The following is an 18977-nucleotide window of genomic DNA, read 5'->3' as shown; positions in this document are numbered from 1 at the left end:
GGAAGCGTGAATTGAGTTGAAAAATAAGCTGATTATCTATGTTTTATCACTCGTTGTTTTTCTAATCGGAACCATTGAGTACATTATTACAGGCGTTATTGAAATGATTGCCGTAGATTTTGGCGTAACGATTTCAGAAGCTGGGTTATTAGTGACTTTATTTGCCCTGGCAGCAGCCATTTTCGCTCCAATTCTCATTGCGCTTACGATCAATATGGATCGCAAAAAGTTACTTATGACTACCGTTAGTGTGTTCATTATTAGTAACGGATTCATGTTTATCAGCTCTTCTTTTGAATACGCACTAGGAATACGCATTATTCAAGGAGTTAGCGGAGGAATTGCTACAGTGGTAGCCATGGCAGTAGCTACTCGATTAGTTGAAAAAGAACGAAGAGGTCGTGCTATTGGCATCATTTTGATGGGCTTAAGCAGTTCGCTCGTGCTGGGTGTTCCAATTGGCACATTTTTTAGCGAATTATTTGGATGGAGAGTTTTGTTTATGTTGATCGGTCTATTAACCATTCTTCCACTGCTTATCATCTATAAAAAAATTCCAGTTATTAAGGAGGAAGAAGCTGTTACACTCAGGTCGCAGCTTTCGATTTTAAAAGATTCAAAAATTCTAACTGCCCTGGCTATTACTTTATTTTATGTCGGTGGCTACGCTACCCTATTTACTTATATTACGCCTTTCTTACAAGCCACATCCCCTCTTTCTATGACCGAAATTAGTGGCATCCTATTTTTAGCTGGCATCTGTAGCTTCCTTGGATCAAGAGCGGGCGGACAATTGGCTGATGCAAAGGGTTCGCGATTTACCATTTGTTTCGGATTGCTGTTACAAGCTGCAACGCTCCTCTTATTCGGACTAGCTGGTATCAATCTCCTTGTATTGATCTTGATTTTAATGATTTTTATGGTAGCAACTTGGAGTATATCTCCTGCCCAGCAGCTCCTTCTTGTTACACTAGTACCTCGAAATCCAGACATTGCCCTAAGCATAAATACCTCCTTTATCCAATTCGGTTTTGCCCTAGGGTCTGCATTAGGCGGGTTTGTCATCGGTCATACCTCTGTCCTACATTTGAATTGGGTCGGTTTTGGTACTGTAAGCATGGCTTTATTCCTTGCCATCTGGCTATTCCAAAAATTGAATAGTAGAGTTGAAACCCCTATTATTACTAAAGTCAAATATTAATTTTTTGTCCTACCTTTATATTGAAAATGGCCTATTCAATATAAAGGTAGCTTTTCAAAATATGTACTCTTGATTAAATGTGCCTGTGGCAGCTCATCAATGCCATAGAGTCGGCAAAAGTTTCGGCTCTCTGCTGTATCAAGCGTAAACACATGAAATCCGCCTATATTATTTAAGGCATTAAAATCAGGCTTTAAAGCATACCGAGCATCCTTTGGTAGCATTACATTCCAAAGACCTGTGCTAGAAGCTTGTGGTACTAGGTTGAAATTTTTATCTCCTATTTGACTTTTATCTATTTTGAAAAGGCTTGATAAATAGGCATAATCATCAAATGTTTTCCTAGCTTAGGTTGATCGTTATCATCATGAATTTGACAGATAAACGATCATCCTTCTAAACAACAATAAAAATCATTTAAAATTCCTCTCTATAACGAAAAGGACTCGCACTTTTACTGACACAAAGCACGAGTCCTTTTTGATGAAAGCTAGAGTTTTATACCCAGTCTCTATTTTTAAGATTGTTGCGTGAGCACGCCATCTTCCATACGATATACATGGTCACAGAACTGTAGCATTCGTTCATCATGGGTTACCATTATGGCAGCTTTGTTACGTTCTTTTGCTTCTTTGGCAAGAAGCTTTACGACCTCAAGTGCCCGTTTAGAGTCAAGGCTAGCAGTTGGTTCATCGGCTAAAATCACTTTTGAGTTATTCATGAATGCGCGCGCAATCGCAACACGTTGACGCTCACCTCCTGATAATTCATTCGGCATTTTTTTAAGTTTATCACTTAAGCCAAGCTCTGTAAGTAGTTGCTTTGCAAACTCTTTATCATCTTTTGTCACTTTACCACCCATTTTTTTCACAAGTAGTAATTGATCAAGTACATTTAAGTAAGGTACTAAGTTTGATGTTTGTAAAATGAAACCAAGCTCTTTTAAACGGAAACTTGCTAATTGTTTTGCTGAAAGATCAACAATATTCCTGCCGTTAATTTCTACAGTACCCTCTGACATCTGTAATAGAGCGCCTGCAATGGAAAGTAGTGTACTTTTACCTGAACCTGATGGACCGATAATGGCTACTAGCTCCCCAGCTTCTACTTCAAGTGTTGCTTGTTTTAATGCTTGGACAGTGCTAGCGCCTTCTTTATAGCTTTTAGAAACATTTTGTAGTGATAATAGCGCCATTTATTCCACTCTCCCTAATGCTGTTAATGGATCGATTTTAACGATTTGACGTACAGAAACAATTGAACTTAATAATGCAATAATTAATAAAACAATCGCATAGGTAATGATTAAGGTCGGTTCTAAGTCAAATGGCATACCCTCTGGTAAAATTTTAGCCGTTAAGTAAGTTAGGACTATACCAATAACGATACCTAATACTGATAGAATCGCTACTTGTGCAACAATTGCTTTACCGATGAAACCATTGCTAGCGCCAATTGCTTTCATGACACCAAATTGTTGTGTCTTTTGCATTGTAATGACGTAGAAGAATACAGCGATAATGAATGCAGAGATAACGATACAAAAAGCAAGCATCATCATAATAGTGCCGTTTTCTTCTTTATAACCTGGCATACCGTTGATTGCTGTTTTCTTTGTAACTGTTTCAACATCTTTTACGGCTTTGTCGATAGTAGTTGGATCTTCTAAGTTGGGAGCCTTTAGGAAGAAGGCTTGTACAGCTTTGTCTGTATCATTGTCAGAGCCGGGAGCTGCATATTGATAATCACGCCAGTTTTCCATTACTGTGAAAATAGCAGGTAAGTGATTATAGGTTTCTCCTTTTACATAACCTACCACTTCTAATTTCATGTCAGAGTTTGCTACTAGTAAGATATCACCAATCTTGTAGCCTGCTTCTTTTAACGTATCGTTAATAACAACACCCTTTTTGTTGTCGTATGATAATTTTTCACCCTCGATTACCTCTGGCATAAAAAATGCGTCTGGCTCAACGCCTAAAAATGCGACATCTTCCTTCGAATCGGCATCTTTTGACTTTGTTTTGCCGACTGCAATTGTAGAAGCGCCAAACGCAGCGACTTTATCTACATTGTTTTGCTTTTCTAAATCATCTTGTAGATTTTCTGACAGGATCGATTTTGCGAATGTAGCCCCTGCTGTTTCTTCATATACAACGTATTCTGCGTCGATATTTTTCAGTGTAGCGGCACTCAAAGTCGCTAAACCGTTGCCAAGTCCCGATAAAATGAACACGAGCCATGCGATTAAAATGATAATTGTCGTCATCATTACATAGCGGAACTTCGCATATTTTAATTCTTTTAATGCTAAAAACATGATGTAGCCTCCATATTAGAAATAGAATTTATATGAGCAAAGATTGTATCCTGCTAAATATGAATTCTTTTTCATTATACACAAAAGTTACACATGTGTAACTAAAATAAGTGACACATTTGTTACTTATTTTGAAATACCATGTAAAATAAGCAATTTGATCTCTTTTAAAAAGCTTTCTATAGGCATATTGAGATGGTTTGGCATATCAATTAATTGAAAAATGAAGCTAAGCAAAATAAAGTCGTTACGATCTTCTGCAATTATCCCCTCTTCCTTACCCTGCTTGATTACTTGTTGAAGTGGTATGTAAAGTCCACCATGCATGTTATTTAATACTTCCTTTTTTTGCTTCACAACTAGTGATACGTCATTAATCTGTGAGGTGAATCCTAAAATTTGATGTAGGTCGCGCATATCAAACATACGAACAAGTAAATCCTCAAGCTGTTGTTCAAATGATTGCGAAAAATTAACATTTGAAAGGTTCTCGATGCTTTTTTCCATTTGCCAAACCATAAATTGAATAATAAGTTCTTCTTTATTTGGATATTGTTTATAAATTGCGGCCCTTGATACGCCAATACTTTGTGCAAGCAAGCTCATTGTAAACCCTTGATATCCAACAGATAGCAAAAGCTGGTGTGTATGATGCCAAAGGTCTTGTTCAGAAAATTTTTTATCTCGTCCCATATAATACCTCCAATATTCTACAATGCTAACATTGAGACAAAAAAAAAGCGAGTAACCTTTAAACATGCATGATGTTTGAGTAAATTACGTTTTTGTTAGAGGTAGTAACCATTCAATAGAAGATGACGACTATTTCATTTCCCAATCCCAAAACTCTCCATAGGTACTTATAACGTAAGAAAGATAAAAGGAATGACTTTCTTTCACTAATCAACAATTTTAATAATAATCTTGGTCTTCAAGAATTTTTTAGGCAATGGATCGCAAACTTTTTTAAAAAAATTCCATTTCAAATCATCTGTGGTAAAAATAGAAATATACTGGTATATTATAGGTTATATTCTATTTATTTCATGAAGGATGGTGTGTTGATGGATAAAACACTGGAAGATTTACAAAAGGAAATGATTGGTGAAGTAAAGAAGGGATTTCCCATTTTACTTTCTGGTGCGGTTGTCTTTTTACTTTTTACTCTAATGCCCTTATTTTTACCAATTGAAGCTGTACGTTTAAGTTGGATATTTGGCTTAGGTGCCATTTTCCCTATCGGTTTTGGCATTAGTAAAATTCTTAGGATTAATTTAAACGCTACTGGCAATCCTTTAGGGACGTTAGGAGGAATTGTTGCCGCTCCTCAAGCTTTTTACATACCTGTATTTATCATTGTGTATATGAACATACCTGAATACCTTCCCTTTACAATAGGTTTACTTGCAGGCTCTCATTTTCTGCCATACATATGGATTTATAAAAGTAAGGCTTATTTATTTGTGACTTTAGGCGTCTGCTTCTCTGCTTTGATTTTTGGTGGGTTCTTTGTCGATCAAGCCTTCACACTTGTACCTTTAGCCATTTCTATTGTGTATGGAATGGGCGTTCTTTTAATTCTAAGAGAACTTAAAGTCAATCCGATTTAATCACCTTCCTCTAGGTGATTTTTTTTAATATTCCAGACCTCTTTCAACCAGAGAAATAAAGTATTCATTTCCTAGCCCGTACTTGTTCCTTTACAATAAACCTATTAATAAATGAAAGGATGTATAAATGTGCTATTTCCATATCGTAATGATCTTAGGAAAACGTTAATCCCTTACCTAAGCACACTTGATGAGGCATTTTGGTTTAAGACGTCTGATTTTTATCCAAATAATGTAGCATGGATTATTTCTCATTTATCAAGTAGCGAAGACTATTGGGTGAATGAAATTGGACTTAAAAATCCTTGTATATTAAACCTTCACGATGATTGTTCGCCTAAGGAAATACTAGATAGCTATATTCAAATTAGAAATTATACGGATGACATTCTACATACATTAGACGAATCGCAGCTCAATGAAATAGTCGAGGTGCCGAAGTTTACCGATGGTTGGACGCCACCTTCCGTCCCTACACTTAACTGGTTGTTTCATCATGTTTACTCACATGAAGCTTACCATGTTGGGCAAATCTCCGTTATCGCGCATCTTAGTGGATTGCCAAAGCCTTTATTTTAATAAAAGGCAAAGCAATGAAAGGAATAGCTTTTTCAATGGAAGAACAGTAGTGGGAAAAGGCGTTATTTCCGTAACTTATGGTTTGAAGATATGAAGAGAGCACATATAGCCCTATATAAAAAAGCTCTCAACATTCGGAAAACCTTATCAAATATGGATGGAGTTTGTAGTGGAGGATGCTGGTTTGGATTCAGTTAATATACTTACAGCTACATTTCCCACTAACAATAGTAAATGTAGATTGGAATTGCCCTGTCCCCAAATTCCTTAAGGATTTAATCAACCTGAATGAGTGGAATGTAGGGCACTATAAGCAGGTATCAACTAACAGCTATTTCATCCAGTCTAATTATAATGAAATAAAATTGTAAGGTCGGAAACCATTTGTGGGTTTCCGACCATTTCCTTTAATCCAGATATTCTTGAGCTAGTTGTTGATTTTTATAGATGGCCATACCCGTTTTCAATTTTCTAAAGCCCATTTTTGCATAAAACGGTTCATTCCCTGTTGTGGCGATTAACTGAATGCAGGATACCTCCCTTAACTGTGCGATCATATCCTCCAGCAGTAAACGAGCAATCCCTGTACCTTGATAAGCTTGATGCACAACCACATCGTAAATGGCGGCATTAAATACGCCATCTGACAAAGCTCTAGCAAAGCCCACTATTTTTCCATCTACCACGGCGAATACTTGATGTGTGCTTGCATCGAAAACTTGTTTGATAATCTGTTCATCATGTTTCCTCCACCCAACAGATTGATAGACTTCCTTTAATACTGGCAAATCCTTCTCTTCCATCTTGTATTGAAGTATTACCATTTTCATCCTCCCTCTTTTTGCTTTCATGAAATCTCCCTATGAAAACGATGTGTATTCTATTATACTAATAAAAAATGACTTGAGGATGGTGGGATAATTATGATGTTTGCTCCATTATTTGAACAGGACGTACCAGCACTTCTTCTTCCTTAACGGTAGAAGCGCTTTTTCTCCGTTAAGGGCATAGGTATCTATGAAAACGGAGGAAAAAACATGAGAAATCTAGTAATCGGTGCCATCTTTTTATCGCTTGCTGCGAGTATTTGGGGTGCCATGTATGTAGTCGTTAAAGTAGTGGTGGAGGTTGTGCCACCATTAGAGCTTGTTTGGATGCGCTATTTAATTGCGGTGATTGCACTCGGTATCATTGGGATCATGATGAGGCAATCCTGGAAAATAGCTAAAAAAGATTGGCTGATCATTTTTCTTGTTGGCCTTATTGGGAACACGATTTCAATTGTGACACAGGAAATGGGCACAATGCTATCCACCGCGCAGATGGGAGCAATTATTACTGCTACAACCCCTGCTTTTATGGTTGTCTTCGCACGTTTGATTTTAAAAGAAAGTATTACGCTGAAAAAATGCTTGTCCATCGCTCTTGCCACGATTGGTGTTGGAATCATTGTAGGCAATGGTCAAATCGATGTGACACAGCAATTAGGCGGACACTATTTACTGCTTGCTGCCTTAACGTGGGCATTGATGTCGGTATTAGTCAAAAAGATACCAAGCCATTACTCACAAATTGTTGTCACAACCTATACATCTATGATTGCCGTGATGCTGTTGACCCCTTTTGTCCTTCCAAGGCTAAAGAATTTAGATCTGGCAAGTGTTTTACAGCCGACCATTTCAGGGGGCTTGCTTTACTTAGGCATTATCTCAACAGCTGGTGGTTTTTTATTATGGAATAAAGGGCTTCAACTAATGAATGCGTCTAGTGGCGGCTTATTTTTCTTCTTTCAACCAATTGTTGGCACATTTTTAGGCTGGCTCTTATTGGGAGAGACGATTGGGCTTTCCTTTTGGATAGGCTCCCTATTAATTTTTAGTGGCGTTTTTATTGTCATTCGAGACGAATAAATCGAAGTGCGTTTCTATGTTAGATAGAGACGCACTTTTTATGTTGGCTCAGCTTATGGTCATTGAATGACATGTTGGCACATATATTGCCAATGCCTAAAGGAGTTGATATTCTGAACATCTTTTTAGATAACTTAAAGGATTTTACTTTATTAATTTTTTTACTTGCTAGTATGATCTATTGTCGACAGCTAAAATTAACGAGGTGGCAACGAAAATTATCGATTGGTGAATGGAGCATGTATATCCTGCTCTCGATTGCCCTTCCCCTTTATGCAATTCTTTATCTTGCTTTTCTTTTAGGTGCATAGGAAAATAAGACATCATAGGATATTTTTGGAGGGATTTCATGTTTCAAACAATCGATCATTTTTTACAGTCTTGGGCATTTGAAGCCGCTGCTACGCAAAAATTACTTAATCACCTTACAGATGAATCGCTACATCAGGCAACCACTCCTGAAAACTGGACTTTAGGACGCGTTGCTTGGCACACGGTTACTGCAATTCGAATTATTACCTCGAATTCGAATTTAGCGTTTGAAGCCCCAGCAAAGGATTTTCCAGTTCCTACTTCTGCTCAGTTCATTGCAGATGGCTATCACCAAGCGAGTGAAGCCTTTGTGCAAGCGATACAATCGCAATGGACTGACAAGACAATGACTGAAACGATTGAATTTATTGGTCAACAAATGCCCAATGGTTCCCTGTTATTATTTTTACTACAGCATCAAAGTCATCATCGCGGTCAAATGACGGTTCTGATGCGTCAGGCTGGTTTAACTGTTCCAGGTATTTATGGTCCAGCGAAAGAGGAATGGGCTCAATTTGGGTTGGAGGCTCCTCAAATGTAGCTAAGCTTGTGCCAAATTATAAAGAGGTTGTCTATTCTAAGACAACCTCTTTTATTGATTGACTATAAAGATGCTAGCCAGTTATTAGTATCAGCGATGGTTGGGTTAGCGAGGTAATGTCCGCCTTCAATTTGCAATGTTTGGCCCGTCATAAATTTTGATTCGTCAGAGGCTAAAAATACAACTGCATGGCCAATATCATCCGCTTCTCCATGATATGGTAGCGCATTAAATTTCGCATAAATTGCCAGCATTTCTTCTGGCATATTGTTTTTCGCGGCTGGTGTTAAAATAAGACCTGGTGCAACCGCATTACAACGGATATGATCCTTCCCAAATTGTGTGGCAATGTTTCTTGTCATATTCACCACACCTGCTTTTGTTGCCCCATAGGCTGTTCGGATTTGGTCACTGGCGAACGCAGCCATAGAAGCCGTATTAATAATTGAGCCCCCACCAGCTTTTTGCATATGTGGAATGGCAAAACGACTTCCTAGTAATATGGATTTTAAATTCACATTGACTAAGCGGTCCCACTCATCTAAATCAATATTTAATACATCTAAATCTTTCTTCAAGTTAGTTAGACCAACATTATTAAAGAGCACCGTTAATGAGCCGAATCGTTCTACAGTGAAGTTCACGGCCGCTTCAATGGAGGAAGCATCCCTTGCATCAAGGAAAACGGCTGCCGCCTCATACCCATCATTGACTAAAGTTGCTGCAACTTCTTTAGCACCCTCTACATTAAAATCAGCAATGACTACTTTTGCGCCCTCTTTTGCTAACAAGCTAGCTGCTGATAAACCAATACCAGATGCTCCACCTGTCACTAATGCCACTTTATTTTTTACTCGATTCATTTTCAATTCCTCCTTCAAATCACACGAAAAAGAGCAAATCAGCTCTCTTAACGTAAAATAGTTTAACATTAAACCATTTAATTTTAAACTAATATCCCTAAATGTGAACGCGTATATTTTCATCCTGAAACAAAATACTTCTATAAAGTGCTATTTAAATAAGGACGTGCAAGCAAATGCTAAAGAAAATTACTTTTTCACTATGTATTTTTTTAATTTACCAAACCATGGAACATGCAAGTGCGCAAACTAAGCCACCCACTTTTGAGGAAAAATTTGATGAAGCTGGCTATCAATCAGTAGAAGCTGCTGTGAAGGAATTTGAACAGCATTATAGTAAGGTTAAACTACAAATGTTTTACCCCCGTTTTCCATCACACATAAGTTTGGTCGATTTTACAAAGATCATCAATATGGCATGAATGATTCACTTAACATTCTCTATGTTCATAACGAAATGAAACAGCATATTTTTAAAATGGATATTCGACCTATTCAACCAAAAGTGAGCTTTTCAGGAAAAGCATATACACTGCAAGATGGTAGTCAGGGAATTTATTTTGAGCACCTGCTTTTTAACTTCTTTGTCTTTGAAGAAAGCAATTTACAATATCTTCTCGGCATTTATAAAGATAGCACGAATCAGGAAACACCCAATCTTTTCGTACAAATAGCCAATTCGATAAAGTCAAATGAAGTCGCAACATCTATATATTTTCCTTCATCTATACAATGAATATGTTGTTATGCTATAATACTTTAGAAAACCTCAAAGGGTATCAACCAATTCTGAGCTACAGTGATGCATATCGCTGTAGTTTTTTCTATGCTATAATTTCCTTAAACTTACATTAAGAGGTGAGAATATGGAAACAAATACATATAGTTGTAAAGCCTGTGGCGGTCAATCTTTTTCTGAAGGGAAATTAGATGGCTATGCTGCTTTAAGACCCGTGAATACTATCTTTTCCTCAGGTTCACCCCTTATTTTCACTGTTTGTACGCAATGTGGAGAAATTGCCTCTATTAAAGCCACAAAACCTGAAAAGTTCAAGTAAAAAACAAGAGAGCATCATTTCAAAAAATGAAATTTGCTCTCTTGCTTTATGTTTCTTTCTTATTCTTCTTTCCCCATTGATACGGCTTTTTGGACCAATTCCACATCCAAACAAAGAAATAGATGAAGACCATTGTGATGACCATCATCGTCACATTTTCTCCCCATGCAATCGGCTCATGTTTCCTCCATTGATTCACCGTTCTAACAATGAAGTACAAAAAAGGATAAATAAAATAACCTACTTGATCCCGTCGCATCTAAACACGCCTCCTCTTAGAAAAGATGATTTTCCCTACTCACCAATCATCGTCGCAAGCTTCATCATCGTTTTCCAATTGCGAACTGTAGCAGGCACCTCTAGCTTATGCAGTTGTTGACTAAGCTTGGCATTGCGAATGCTATCGTAAAATAAAAGATAGACATCTCTCCCCTTGATAATGCAGCGCTCTTTTTCACTTACATACTGTAATAACTTAGCACCGTTCTCTTCAGTTGGAACTGTTGAAAGTAGTGCAACATGGAGACTTTCCCCTGTAGCTGTTGCACTTGCATCTGCTAAGTCTTGTTCTGAGAAAGGACAATTGTTCACAATAGAGCGGAATTCTTCAGCTGTACGGATGATCACTGTACTCGTAATAGTGAAGGTAGTTTGGATGGTCTCTTGAATTTGCTGTTGCAAAAGTTCTGCTGATTCACTCGATTCAAAAAGGATATTGCCACTTTGAATATAGGTCCGAATGTTTTGGAGTCCTAGTGGTTGCAGCGCGTCTCTCAATTCAGCCATTTTTAATTTATTGTGCCCACCTACATTAATACCTCTTAAAAGTGCTACGTATTTAGTCATTCGCTTCCACCTTTCCTTTTATCTATAGTATAGCAATAATTAGGGAATAATAGGAAAAAACTGCATCCTTTCATGCAAGGTGCAGCTTGATTGGTTATACTAATTGGTGGATATCGTCTATTAAACGATCCACATTTTCTTTGGTCGTAGCCCAGCTTGTGCAAAAGCGAACAACCGTATGAGTAGCATCGTATGCTTCCCAAATGGAGAAGGAATATTTTTCTTCCAGCGTCGGAAGTAGATGGTTTGGTAAAATCGGAAATTGCTGATTCGTTTTTGAATCATAACGCATTGTGAAGCCTTTATCGAGAAATGCCTGTCGTATCAGCATTGCCATATCTACCGCATGATGCGAAATATCCATATAGAGCGTATCTTCAAATAGCGTTTCGAACTGAATGCCTAATAATCGACCTTTGGCAAGCAGCCCCCCTCTTTGCTTGATCATGTAGCGAAAATCCTTTTGATAAGCAGGATTCACGATGATGACTGCTTCGCCAAACAATGCACCCATTTTAGTGCCACCAATATAAAATACATCGCAAAGCTTAGCGATATCAGCGAGAGCTAAATCACTGTCTTGTGCCACTAGCCCATAGCCTAAACGAGCACCATCGATAAACAGCGGTAAGTCACAGTCTTGGCAAACTTCACGTAAGGCTGTTAATTCTGCCTTACTATAGGTCGTGCCATTTTCTGTAGGATGAGATATGTACACTAAGCCTGGCTGCACCATATGCTCATGTGTGCTATCCAGCCAGTGCGCATCATAGCAGGCTTTCACCTGTGCCGCAGTTAGTTTGCCATCATCGCTAGGCAATGTCAGCACCTTATGACCCGTTGCCTCAATGGCTCCTGTTTCATGCACCGCAATATGCCCTGTACTCGCAGAAATGACGCCCTGATGAGGACGCAAAATAGACGCTATCACGGTTGTATTCGTTTGTGTACCACCAACTAAAAAGTGAATGTCTGCCTGCTCCGCTGCAATCGCCTTTTTTATATAGGCTCTTGCTTTTTCGGAATGCTCGTCCATACCATACCCTGGAGATTGTTCTTCATTTGTTGCCACTAACCGCTGCAAAATTTGTGGATGGGCACCTTCTGCATAATCATTTTCGAATCGAATCATAGCTACTACTACCTCCAAATTCTCTATCTATTACTCTATCTTACGCCTGTTGCTTCATTTTCGCTATATCTTAAAGACAGTAGTTGTTAGTTATGAGGTGATGAAATTTTAAATATGTACTTCGGAGGAGATCGATGCCCAGCAGATCTCATCCGCTTTGATCACGCTATAAACAATTTCCTCTTTGTTTGATTACTTTGAATCCTCTTTAGGGAGGTTCTACTACAGGGGAAGCAGGTTTCATCCTTTGTTAGATCACTTTGGATTCATTTTGGAGCAGATTCAACTTAGTTTGGATCACCTTGGACTCTCTTTAGAGCGGCTTCTCCTTAGTTTGGATCACCTTGGACTCTCTTTAGAGCGGCTTCTCCTTAGTTTGGATCACCTTGGACTCTCTTTGGAGCGGCTTCTCCTTAGTTTGGATCACCTCAATCAATCTCTCAATAATTCAGAAGGGTCACTTTCATTCCCCGCCAGAGCCACAAGATGAGTCACTCGTAGTAGCACTAGAATCAGCACATTGTTGACTGTCTTGGGAGGAAAGATATGCATCATTTGTTGAAAATTCGTTAGTGGAATGGATATGGTGGTTGTGCTCATTCGATTTCCTGTGATTTTTATTTGCATTACTGACGATGCCTATAACAACGACAACCCCAACAAATACGATAAATATAATCATTTATTCCAGCTCCTTTCATTCATTCTATAAATTGTAACATTAAATCAACGATTGTTAGTAGAGATCTATGTAAAAGTGGCAATAGATAAAATAACACCACAATCGAAAATGATTGTGGTGTTTACGTTATGATTGCGATTTGCGTGTGGCAGATTTTTTTGAACGATTTTCTTCATTCGAATTTTTCTTTTGTTCTTGTGTTAAAGCATTTTCTTCGCGCACATCTAAATCATCTGGACTTAAATCTGTCGCTAATTCCGCCAACTCTGACTGACGTTTATATTGCTTGCCCTTTGTCAAAATGATCACCTCCAAGTAGTATTACATTGCCCTATTTGGTTTGATCTATTCCCGCGACGGTATGAAATGATTATTTCTAGCTAAACTAATTGCACCATCTGCTGGTTCAAAAGATGGTGATAAGCTTGTAAATCTTGCTCATATAAACGCTGATAGGTCGCTAGGCTATGCTGTTTGATATTGTCAAAGTCCTTTTCAGGAACTAAGTGATGTGTATTATTAAGCATCCATGCATTTTCCCAAGCTGTTTGCTCAAATTGAAGATTCATTTCATGTTCTTCAATCAGCATGGCTAGTAGTTGTTCCTGACTATATATTTCTTTTAAGGCATGTTGCTTTTTCATTGTAAAGATTTCTATTGTACGTGGAAGTGATGCCTGTAATGCTTCTCGATCCACTGCATGACCTAGCTCATGTAGGGTCATTGTTTTGACATAAATTTCAAGTGAAGTTGGAAGCATTAGTTCATTTCTTGCCTCTACTAATCGTTTCGCATCAAATCCTACATAATCCCCAATAAAGTTATAACTCATATTAATACCTGAATCGTCTTGTTTTATCTTAACCGTCATGTTCACAGTCTGCACGACGGATTGAATTACCTGAAATAGTTCTTTTTCTTTAAGTTGTGTCATTCTCTCTATCCTCATTTCCGCTAAAAACAAGTAGAAGCGGATTAAATATTATACTACAATTAGGAGAAATTCAACAAATTTATCCTGTGGATTGAGAGGAACTTAACAACAAAAAAGGCGCTTGTAGTTTAAAACTACAAACGCCCTGTGTGTGAAGGGTTTCGACCTATTTAAAAGTGATTAGTTATTATTGTTATTTCGACGATTTTGGTTGCCGTTGGAGTTGTTACTACGCTGTTTACTGCGTGCTTCTCCACCTTTACGTCCTATTTCTTCATAAAAATCGTCGTCGTGCTTTTCAGAGGTAGCTTCTCCGCCTTTGCGGCCAATTTCTTCATAAAATTCTTCGCCGTGGTTTTCAGCCGTAGCTTCTCCACCTTTGCGACCAATTTCTTGATAAAATTCATGTCCATGATTTTTAGACGTAGCCTCGCCGCCTTTACGTCCTATTTCTTCATAAAAATCACGGTCATGATTTCTGGAGGTAGCTTCTCCGCCTTTACGTCCCGCTTCTTCGACAGTCATGTTTTCATTGTTGTTTCTGTTGCGATTGTTTTGCTTGTTAGCCATTTCTATTCCTCCTAAATATTTTTTTGAGCTTTTTACTAGCTCGCTATTTATATTCCCAGTCAAAACACATCTAAACATATTTTTTTAAAAAATTGATTTTCTTATTGTAATAGAACACTGTTAGGAGCGGATTGTTAACAAACCCATCAATCATATACATGTACCCTTTCCAATATAATACTAATCTATAGTATGTCATCGATGATGAAAGAAGGGTGATGGAAACATGACGACGCTCACAAAGCCATCTATTGGTTTAACACAATTTACTGACTTCACAATGAAGGGAAGTGCAGCAAAAACAAAGTTTGTGAAGGATATAAAATATCAGGGAGAGTACCATCCAATAAAAGATTATTGGAAAGCCTTGCGTGATGGATTAAAAAAATACCATGAACATCGTTTTAATGATACCTATTTACTCGACATCGTGGATAATGCCCTACCTGCACGCCAGAAAAATTACCAAGAAGCCGTTAAAGCCTATATAAAATTTGTAAAAAATAAAAACGTTCAGTGGTTTGAACCAGGTAAGGCGAATTGGTATTGCGACGATTTAATTGTGCGTTCCAATCCTGAGCTCGGTTTAATCATTGATGATGTACCCTATTTAATCAAGCTGTATTTTAAAGGAAAAAATGAGCGCATCGATAAACATAAATGTCGATCTGCCCTCACTCTTCTAAAAGACTCCCACTATGCGATTGAACATCCAGACTCTGTTAAGCATGCTATTTTAAACGTGCAAAAAGGTCGCTTGATCACAGATGATGATTCAACGGACTATCATCAAATTGCCCTCGAATCGGATGCAGCTCAATTTATGTTTATTTGGAATAGGCTCTAGCTACTTGTAAATTGGTACTTCCTTCTCTATAAAGTGACTGACAAAAATATATTCAGATATGATATTTTATATTCTAATATGATATGCTTTTATTCCATTACAAAAAGACATTCTTTATAGGATAATAAAAATAATCTAGAAAACAGAAAAAAAGGAAGTGCTACTTTGAATGCTGAATTGGTGATGCAGGAGCTAGAGGCTCTTGGCAAGGAACGGACGAAAAAAATGTATATGTCAAATGGCGCCCATGAGCCGTTATTTGGTGTGGCAACAGGTGCCATGAAGCCTATTGCGAAGAAAATTAAAATCGATCAAACTCTAGCAGAAGAGCTTTATGCTACTGGCAACTATGATGCAATGTACTTTGCTGGCGTCATTGCAGATCCAAAAGCCATGACTGTGGAAGATTTTAATCGATGGATCGAGGCAGCTTATTTTTATATGCTGTCGGATTATGTAGTAGCGGTTACTTTAGCAGAGGCACCGATTGCTCAGGAAGTGGCGGATGCGTGGATTGCCAGTGGTGAGGAATTGAAAATGTCTGCAGGCTGGAGCTGCTATTGCTGGCTATTAGGGAATCGCAAGGATAGCGAATTTTCCGAGAGCAAGCTAGCTCATATGCTGGAAATCGTGAAAAATACCATTCACGATGCACCTGAACGCACAAAATCGGCCATGAATAATTTTTTATACACAGTGGCTATTTCCTATGTGCCGCTCCACGAACAAGCAGTAGCAACCGCACAGGCGATTGGTCCTGTAGAGATGAAGCGAGACAACAAAAAAAGCACGCAGCTAAATGCTTATGAAACAATTCAAAAGGAAATAGAGCGAGGCAGAATTGGCTTTAAACGTAAATATGTGAGATGTTAATCATCGCATTTTAAAGGCATCTATCCCATAAGGATGGATGTCTTTTTAAATGAAAAATCAATGAATAATAATATATTTTTATTGAAAAACGATAAATTTTATTTTAAAATCAATATACCATTACCAGTGAGGTGTTTTGTATGAAACATAAAAAGGGGTCAACCATTTTCCTAAAGAGTGTGATTATGCTGCTAGGTATCCCTGTATTAGCTTTAGGGCTATTTTGGCTACCTGGGATAGCCAGTAGAGATGCAGCGGCACATCCCGAATCCTCCTATTTGTCTTATCTTTTTTTACTCTATGTGTATGCACTATGCATTCCCTATTACACGGCGTTGTATCAGGCCTATCGAATCTTAACGAACATCGACAAGCATAAAGCGTTCTCCAAATCATCTGTACGGGCTTTGAGAATGATCAAAAATTGTGCTCTCACGATTGTAGCCGGCCTTGTGCTAGGTATTGCAACAATTATGATGATGTTTACTGGCAAGGAAGATATTACAGGAATTATTACGCTGACACTCATAAGCATCTTTGTAACCAGTACGATTGCAACCTTTGCAGCCGTTCTGCATCGACTACTCCAAAAAGCCATTGATCTCCAAAACGAAAATCAATTAACCGTATAACAAAATGGCACTAACCAATCTTGAATGGTAGTGCCTTTTAATGTTTCGATAGTATTTTTTAAAACTAATTTCCTATAAAAACATATCAAAATTCTCTTTTCAATAGTATAATAATTACATATTTTGAGAATTGGAGGATTTATATGAAGAAATTGGTTTTGTTGATGGCGATGCTTACATTATTTTTCACCACAGCCTCTATTGCGAGCGCACATCCAGGGCGTTTAGATAGCAATGGCGGTCACAACTGTTCTGACAAATCAAAGGCTAAAGGGCTTTGTTCTGGCTATCATTATCATAATGGCAATGGTGGCAATGATGCAGGGTCTTCTTCAGGCGGTCAAAGTTATTCTACGCCAGCCCCTAAAGCAACGGTAGCACCTGTATTAACGAAGGTTGCTGTCTATTTAAATGACGTGAAGCAAAATTATACGCCTAGCGCTTATATGAAAAATGGCACAACCTTAGTGCCAATGAAGGCAATCTTTGAATCTCTTGGGGCAACGGTTAGCTATGATAATGCAACGAAAAAAGTAACGGCGACAAAGGACAATAAAAAAATTGTGATTGGCGTGGGGAATAAAACGGCTTATGTTGATACAAATGGTTCTGCATCAACAATCACACTCAGCCATCCTGCTGAAATATATCAAGGTACAACAATGGTGCCTTTACGCTTTGTCAGTCAAGCACTTGGCGCAAATGTAACATTTGATGAGGCAGCACTTGTTGTTTATATCTCAACTAAATAATGGACAAGTCTTAAGCAGTATGCTCCTACAAGGTGCTGCTTTTTTATTGTTTCTTAAAGTTAAAATCATACTTCTTGTTGATTTTACCAGCAATCGTTTCTAGAAATAAAGCCACTGTCATATTCTCGACTTCATTTGTATACCATGCTAGCTTTGCACCATAGTTCTTTTTATTATAATTCACTTCTAATGGCCAGAAATTTTTTGTTTTATACGTATAATCAAATTTTACATAGAGTTGCTTACCATCGGGACATTCCATCACCACCTGGTATAATGGATTTTTTCTTTCTTGTTCAAATTTTACTTTTCTTATTTTGGTTAACATCAAAACCCCTCCTCTCTTCTACTATATTCGACAAAATTTTGAAAAAACCTTTATTTAATGAAAAAGGATAAAGCTCGTGATGACTAGGAGCTTTATCCTGCACAATTAGTTGGCTATAAATTTGTCGTAATAGCGTTTCAGCATGGTCGCCATTTGCTCTCTTGTTAAGGCGCCTGCTGGATTCATGTTCTTACTTCCATCGCCTCGGATAATGCCTTGGCTAATAGCCCACTCCCAAGCCTCTTTATGGGCTGCCCCCACTTCTCTGCTTGTTTGTAAACTAGCTTTTTCAGCTAGTAAGCTTTTCAACGTCTCTATTTCTTGTTTTAGCTCATTATATTGTGACACTGTTAATCCCTCCTCAAGCCCATTTTTAATATCTTGCTGGAACTGTGCTTCTGTAATCCCCATACTTTTTAAATAGTCAAAAGGATCTTTGTGCGTAGTGCCTCCTAGATTTTCCGCAATCCATCGATGTGACTTAATACCGTTGCCGCTACCATCTAAAACAGTGGGAACACCTGCCTCTATAGCAAGCTTACGTAACAGCCAAATATAAGCTGCATAGTCCTTTTTAAATTGTTCCTTGTCAGCAGTCCGTGCCAGTTCCACCTGGGCATAGCTATATGGATTTCCCTTTGGTCCACAGCCATATTGCACGCGATTGACTGGGGCTACTTGCACGATTCTTCCACCACCACCTACCCAGTGAGAAACAAAGGCATTGGCTTTATTTCGATTCATATAGGCGATTTCGTTTTCCAATGCATTTGGACCTGTATTGCTGCCATTACCTGATTCATGCGCCACAATGTATTTGACTGCCGTTAGCGTCAGATTCGGTAGCCCTGACATCATCTGTTTTTCAATAACATAACTCATATTGCACCATCCTTTCCTATTATTTTTTAGCGACTGACGCTATGTTATTTTTGTCTTTTTGTGTTTTTTTAGGGTAAGCAACAGATAATTAGAGGTTCCTTTTG

At 38.1% G+C, this 18977-nt stretch carries 25 protein-coding genes; 12 read left to right on the top strand and 13 right to left on the bottom strand.

From position 1 onward, the window contains the following. Window positions 1-16 precede the first annotated feature (16 nt). The gene (locus tag PSR12_RS10050) at window positions 17-1201 is read left to right on the top strand and encodes an MFS transporter (protein ID WP_274772989.1); all 1185 of its coding nucleotides are present in this window, start codon (window positions 17-19) and stop codon (window positions 1199-1201) included. A 517-nt stretch (window positions 1202-1718) separates the two neighbouring features. On the opposite strand, the gene PSR12_RS10045 is transcribed toward PSR12_RS10050, so the two are convergent. From PSR12_RS10045 to PSR12_RS10035, 3 genes are all read right to left on the bottom strand, one after another. Next, on the bottom strand, window positions 1719-2396 hold the full coding sequence (locus tag PSR12_RS10045) for an ABC transporter ATP-binding protein (protein WP_221683042.1): 678 nt from the start codon (window positions 2394-2396) through the stop codon (window positions 1719-1721). Beyond that, the gene (locus tag PSR12_RS10040) at window positions 2397-3521 is read right to left on the bottom strand and encodes an ABC transporter permease (protein ID WP_221683043.1); all 1125 of its coding nucleotides are present in this window, start codon (window positions 3519-3521) and stop codon (window positions 2397-2399) included. It abuts the gene before it with no gap. Window positions 3522-3647: 126 nt separating this feature from the next. Further along, window positions 3648-4214 carry a TetR/AcrR family transcriptional regulator gene (locus PSR12_RS10035; RefSeq protein ID WP_221683044.1) on the bottom strand — a complete coding sequence of 189 codons (567 nt, stop codon included), beginning with the start codon at window positions 4212-4214 and terminating at the stop codon, window positions 3648-3650. Between the two features lie 371 nt (window positions 4215-4585). Here PSR12_RS10035 and PSR12_RS10030 point away from each other — a divergent pair, with 371 nt between their 5' ends. Then, window positions 4586-5131: a DUF7010 family protein gene (locus PSR12_RS10030; protein WP_274772987.1), complete on the top strand. Its 546-nt coding sequence runs from the start codon at window positions 4586-4588 to the stop codon at window positions 5129-5131. 129 nt (window positions 5132-5260) lie between these two features. Continuing rightward, window positions 5261-5710 carry a DinB family protein gene (locus PSR12_RS10025; protein WP_257522014.1) on the top strand — a complete coding sequence of 150 codons (450 nt, stop codon included), beginning with the start codon at window positions 5261-5263 and terminating at the stop codon, window positions 5708-5710. 407 nt (window positions 5711-6117) lie between these two features. Here PSR12_RS10025 and PSR12_RS10020 read toward each other — a convergent pair whose 3' ends face one another. After that, window positions 6118-6534 carry a GNAT family N-acetyltransferase gene (locus PSR12_RS10020; RefSeq protein ID WP_221683046.1) on the bottom strand — a complete coding sequence of 139 codons (417 nt, stop codon included), beginning with the start codon at window positions 6532-6534 and terminating at the stop codon, window positions 6118-6120. Between the two features lie 213 nt (window positions 6535-6747). Here PSR12_RS10020 and PSR12_RS10015 point away from each other — a divergent pair, with 213 nt between their 5' ends. From PSR12_RS10015 to PSR12_RS10005, 3 genes are all read left to right on the top strand, one after another. After that, window positions 6748-7620, top strand: coding sequence for a DMT family transporter (locus tag PSR12_RS10015; protein ID WP_221683047.1), 873 nt, complete (start codon window positions 6748-6750; stop codon window positions 7618-7620). Between the two features lie 92 nt (window positions 7621-7712). Next, complete coding sequence (locus PSR12_RS10010) at window positions 7713-7931, top strand: hypothetical protein (protein ID WP_257522515.1); 219 nt, start codon at window positions 7713-7715, stop codon at window positions 7929-7931. Between the two features lie 38 nt (window positions 7932-7969). After that, a complete protein-coding gene (locus PSR12_RS10005; protein WP_274772985.1) occupies window positions 7970-8473 on the top strand; it encodes a DinB family protein in 504 nt (167 codons plus the stop codon). Between the two features lie 62 nt (window positions 8474-8535). Here PSR12_RS10005 and PSR12_RS10000 read toward each other — a convergent pair whose 3' ends face one another. Next, window positions 8536-9336 (bottom strand): SDR family NAD(P)-dependent oxidoreductase, encoded by an 801-nt coding sequence (locus PSR12_RS10000; RefSeq protein WP_274772983.1) that lies wholly within the window; start codon window positions 9334-9336, stop codon window positions 8536-8538. A 176-nt stretch (window positions 9337-9512) separates the two neighbouring features. On the opposite strand from PSR12_RS10000, the gene PSR12_RS09995 reads away from it, so the two are divergent. Beyond that, window positions 9513-9758 (top strand): hypothetical protein, encoded by a 246-nt coding sequence (locus tag PSR12_RS09995; RefSeq protein WP_274772981.1) that lies wholly within the window; start codon window positions 9513-9515, stop codon window positions 9756-9758. A gap of 444 nt (window positions 9759-10202) precedes the next feature. Beyond that, window positions 10203-10394, top strand: coding sequence for a hypothetical protein (locus PSR12_RS09990; protein ID WP_115673749.1), 192 nt, complete (start codon window positions 10203-10205; stop codon window positions 10392-10394). Between the two features lie 46 nt (window positions 10395-10440). Here PSR12_RS09990 and PSR12_RS09985 read toward each other — a convergent pair whose 3' ends face one another. The 6 genes from PSR12_RS09985 to PSR12_RS09960 form a co-directional block, all read right to left on the bottom strand. Then, the gene (locus tag PSR12_RS09985; protein WP_221683050.1) at window positions 10441-10653 is read right to left on the bottom strand and encodes a hypothetical protein; all 213 of its coding nucleotides are present in this window, start codon (window positions 10651-10653) and stop codon (window positions 10441-10443) included. A gap of 35 nt (window positions 10654-10688) precedes the next feature. Next, complete coding sequence (locus PSR12_RS09980; protein ID WP_257522010.1) at window positions 10689-11240, bottom strand: DUF1697 domain-containing protein; 552 nt, start codon at window positions 11238-11240, stop codon at window positions 10689-10691. A gap of 94 nt (window positions 11241-11334) precedes the next feature. Continuing rightward, window positions 11335-12372, bottom strand: a complete 1038-nt coding sequence (locus PSR12_RS09975; RefSeq protein WP_274772977.1) for a threonine aldolase family protein — start codon at window positions 12370-12372, stop codon at window positions 11335-11337. 808 nt (window positions 12373-13180) lie between these two features. Next, the gene (locus PSR12_RS09970) at window positions 13181-13363 is read right to left on the bottom strand and encodes a hypothetical protein (protein WP_263082503.1); all 183 of its coding nucleotides are present in this window, start codon (window positions 13361-13363) and stop codon (window positions 13181-13183) included. Between the two features lie 71 nt (window positions 13364-13434). Then, window positions 13435-13989 carry an integrase gene (locus PSR12_RS09965; protein ID WP_274772975.1) on the bottom strand — a complete coding sequence of 185 codons (555 nt, stop codon included), beginning with the start codon at window positions 13987-13989 and terminating at the stop codon, window positions 13435-13437. A 180-nt stretch (window positions 13990-14169) separates the two neighbouring features. After that, on the bottom strand, window positions 14170-14559 hold the full coding sequence (locus PSR12_RS09960; RefSeq protein ID WP_066038479.1) for a KGG domain-containing protein: 390 nt from the start codon (window positions 14557-14559) through the stop codon (window positions 14170-14172). Window positions 14560-14785: 226 nt separating this feature from the next. Here PSR12_RS09960 and PSR12_RS09955 point away from each other — a divergent pair, with 226 nt between their 5' ends. The 4 genes from PSR12_RS09955 (at window position 14786) to PSR12_RS09940 (ending at window position 17663) form a co-directional block, all read left to right on the top strand. Continuing rightward, the gene (locus tag PSR12_RS09955; RefSeq protein ID WP_274772972.1) at window positions 14786-15406 is read left to right on the top strand and encodes a hypothetical protein; all 621 of its coding nucleotides are present in this window, start codon (window positions 14786-14788) and stop codon (window positions 15404-15406) included. Between the two features lie 165 nt (window positions 15407-15571). Beyond that, complete coding sequence (locus tag PSR12_RS09950; RefSeq protein WP_274772971.1) at window positions 15572-16279, top strand: DNA alkylation repair protein; 708 nt, start codon at window positions 15572-15574, stop codon at window positions 16277-16279. 140 nt (window positions 16280-16419) lie between these two features. Next, entirely contained in the window at window positions 16420-16911 is a 492-nt protein-coding gene (locus PSR12_RS09945) for a DUF2975 domain-containing protein (RefSeq protein ID WP_274772968.1), read from the top strand. Between the two features lie 143 nt (window positions 16912-17054). Further along, window positions 17055-17663, top strand: a complete 609-nt coding sequence (locus PSR12_RS09940; RefSeq protein ID WP_274772967.1) for a copper amine oxidase N-terminal domain-containing protein — start codon at window positions 17055-17057, stop codon at window positions 17661-17663. A gap of 43 nt (window positions 17664-17706) precedes the next feature. Here the strand turns inward: PSR12_RS09940 and PSR12_RS09935 are convergent, their stop codons facing one another. Next, on the bottom strand, window positions 17707-17991 hold the full coding sequence (locus PSR12_RS09935) for a hypothetical protein (RefSeq protein WP_048393855.1): 285 nt from the start codon (window positions 17989-17991) through the stop codon (window positions 17707-17709). Between the two features lie 105 nt (window positions 17992-18096). Next, on the bottom strand, window positions 18097-18873 hold the full coding sequence (locus PSR12_RS09930) for an N-acetylmuramoyl-L-alanine amidase (RefSeq protein WP_221683058.1): 777 nt from the start codon (window positions 18871-18873) through the stop codon (window positions 18097-18099). Window positions 18874-18977: the final 104 nt, after the last annotated feature.

Source organism: Lysinibacillus sp. G01H (genome assembly GCF_028872195.1).
Lineage (GTDB): Bacteria > Bacillota > Bacilli > Bacillales_A > Planococcaceae > Lysinibacillus > Lysinibacillus capsici.
This window is presented reverse-complemented; position numbering and strand designations above follow the sequence as displayed.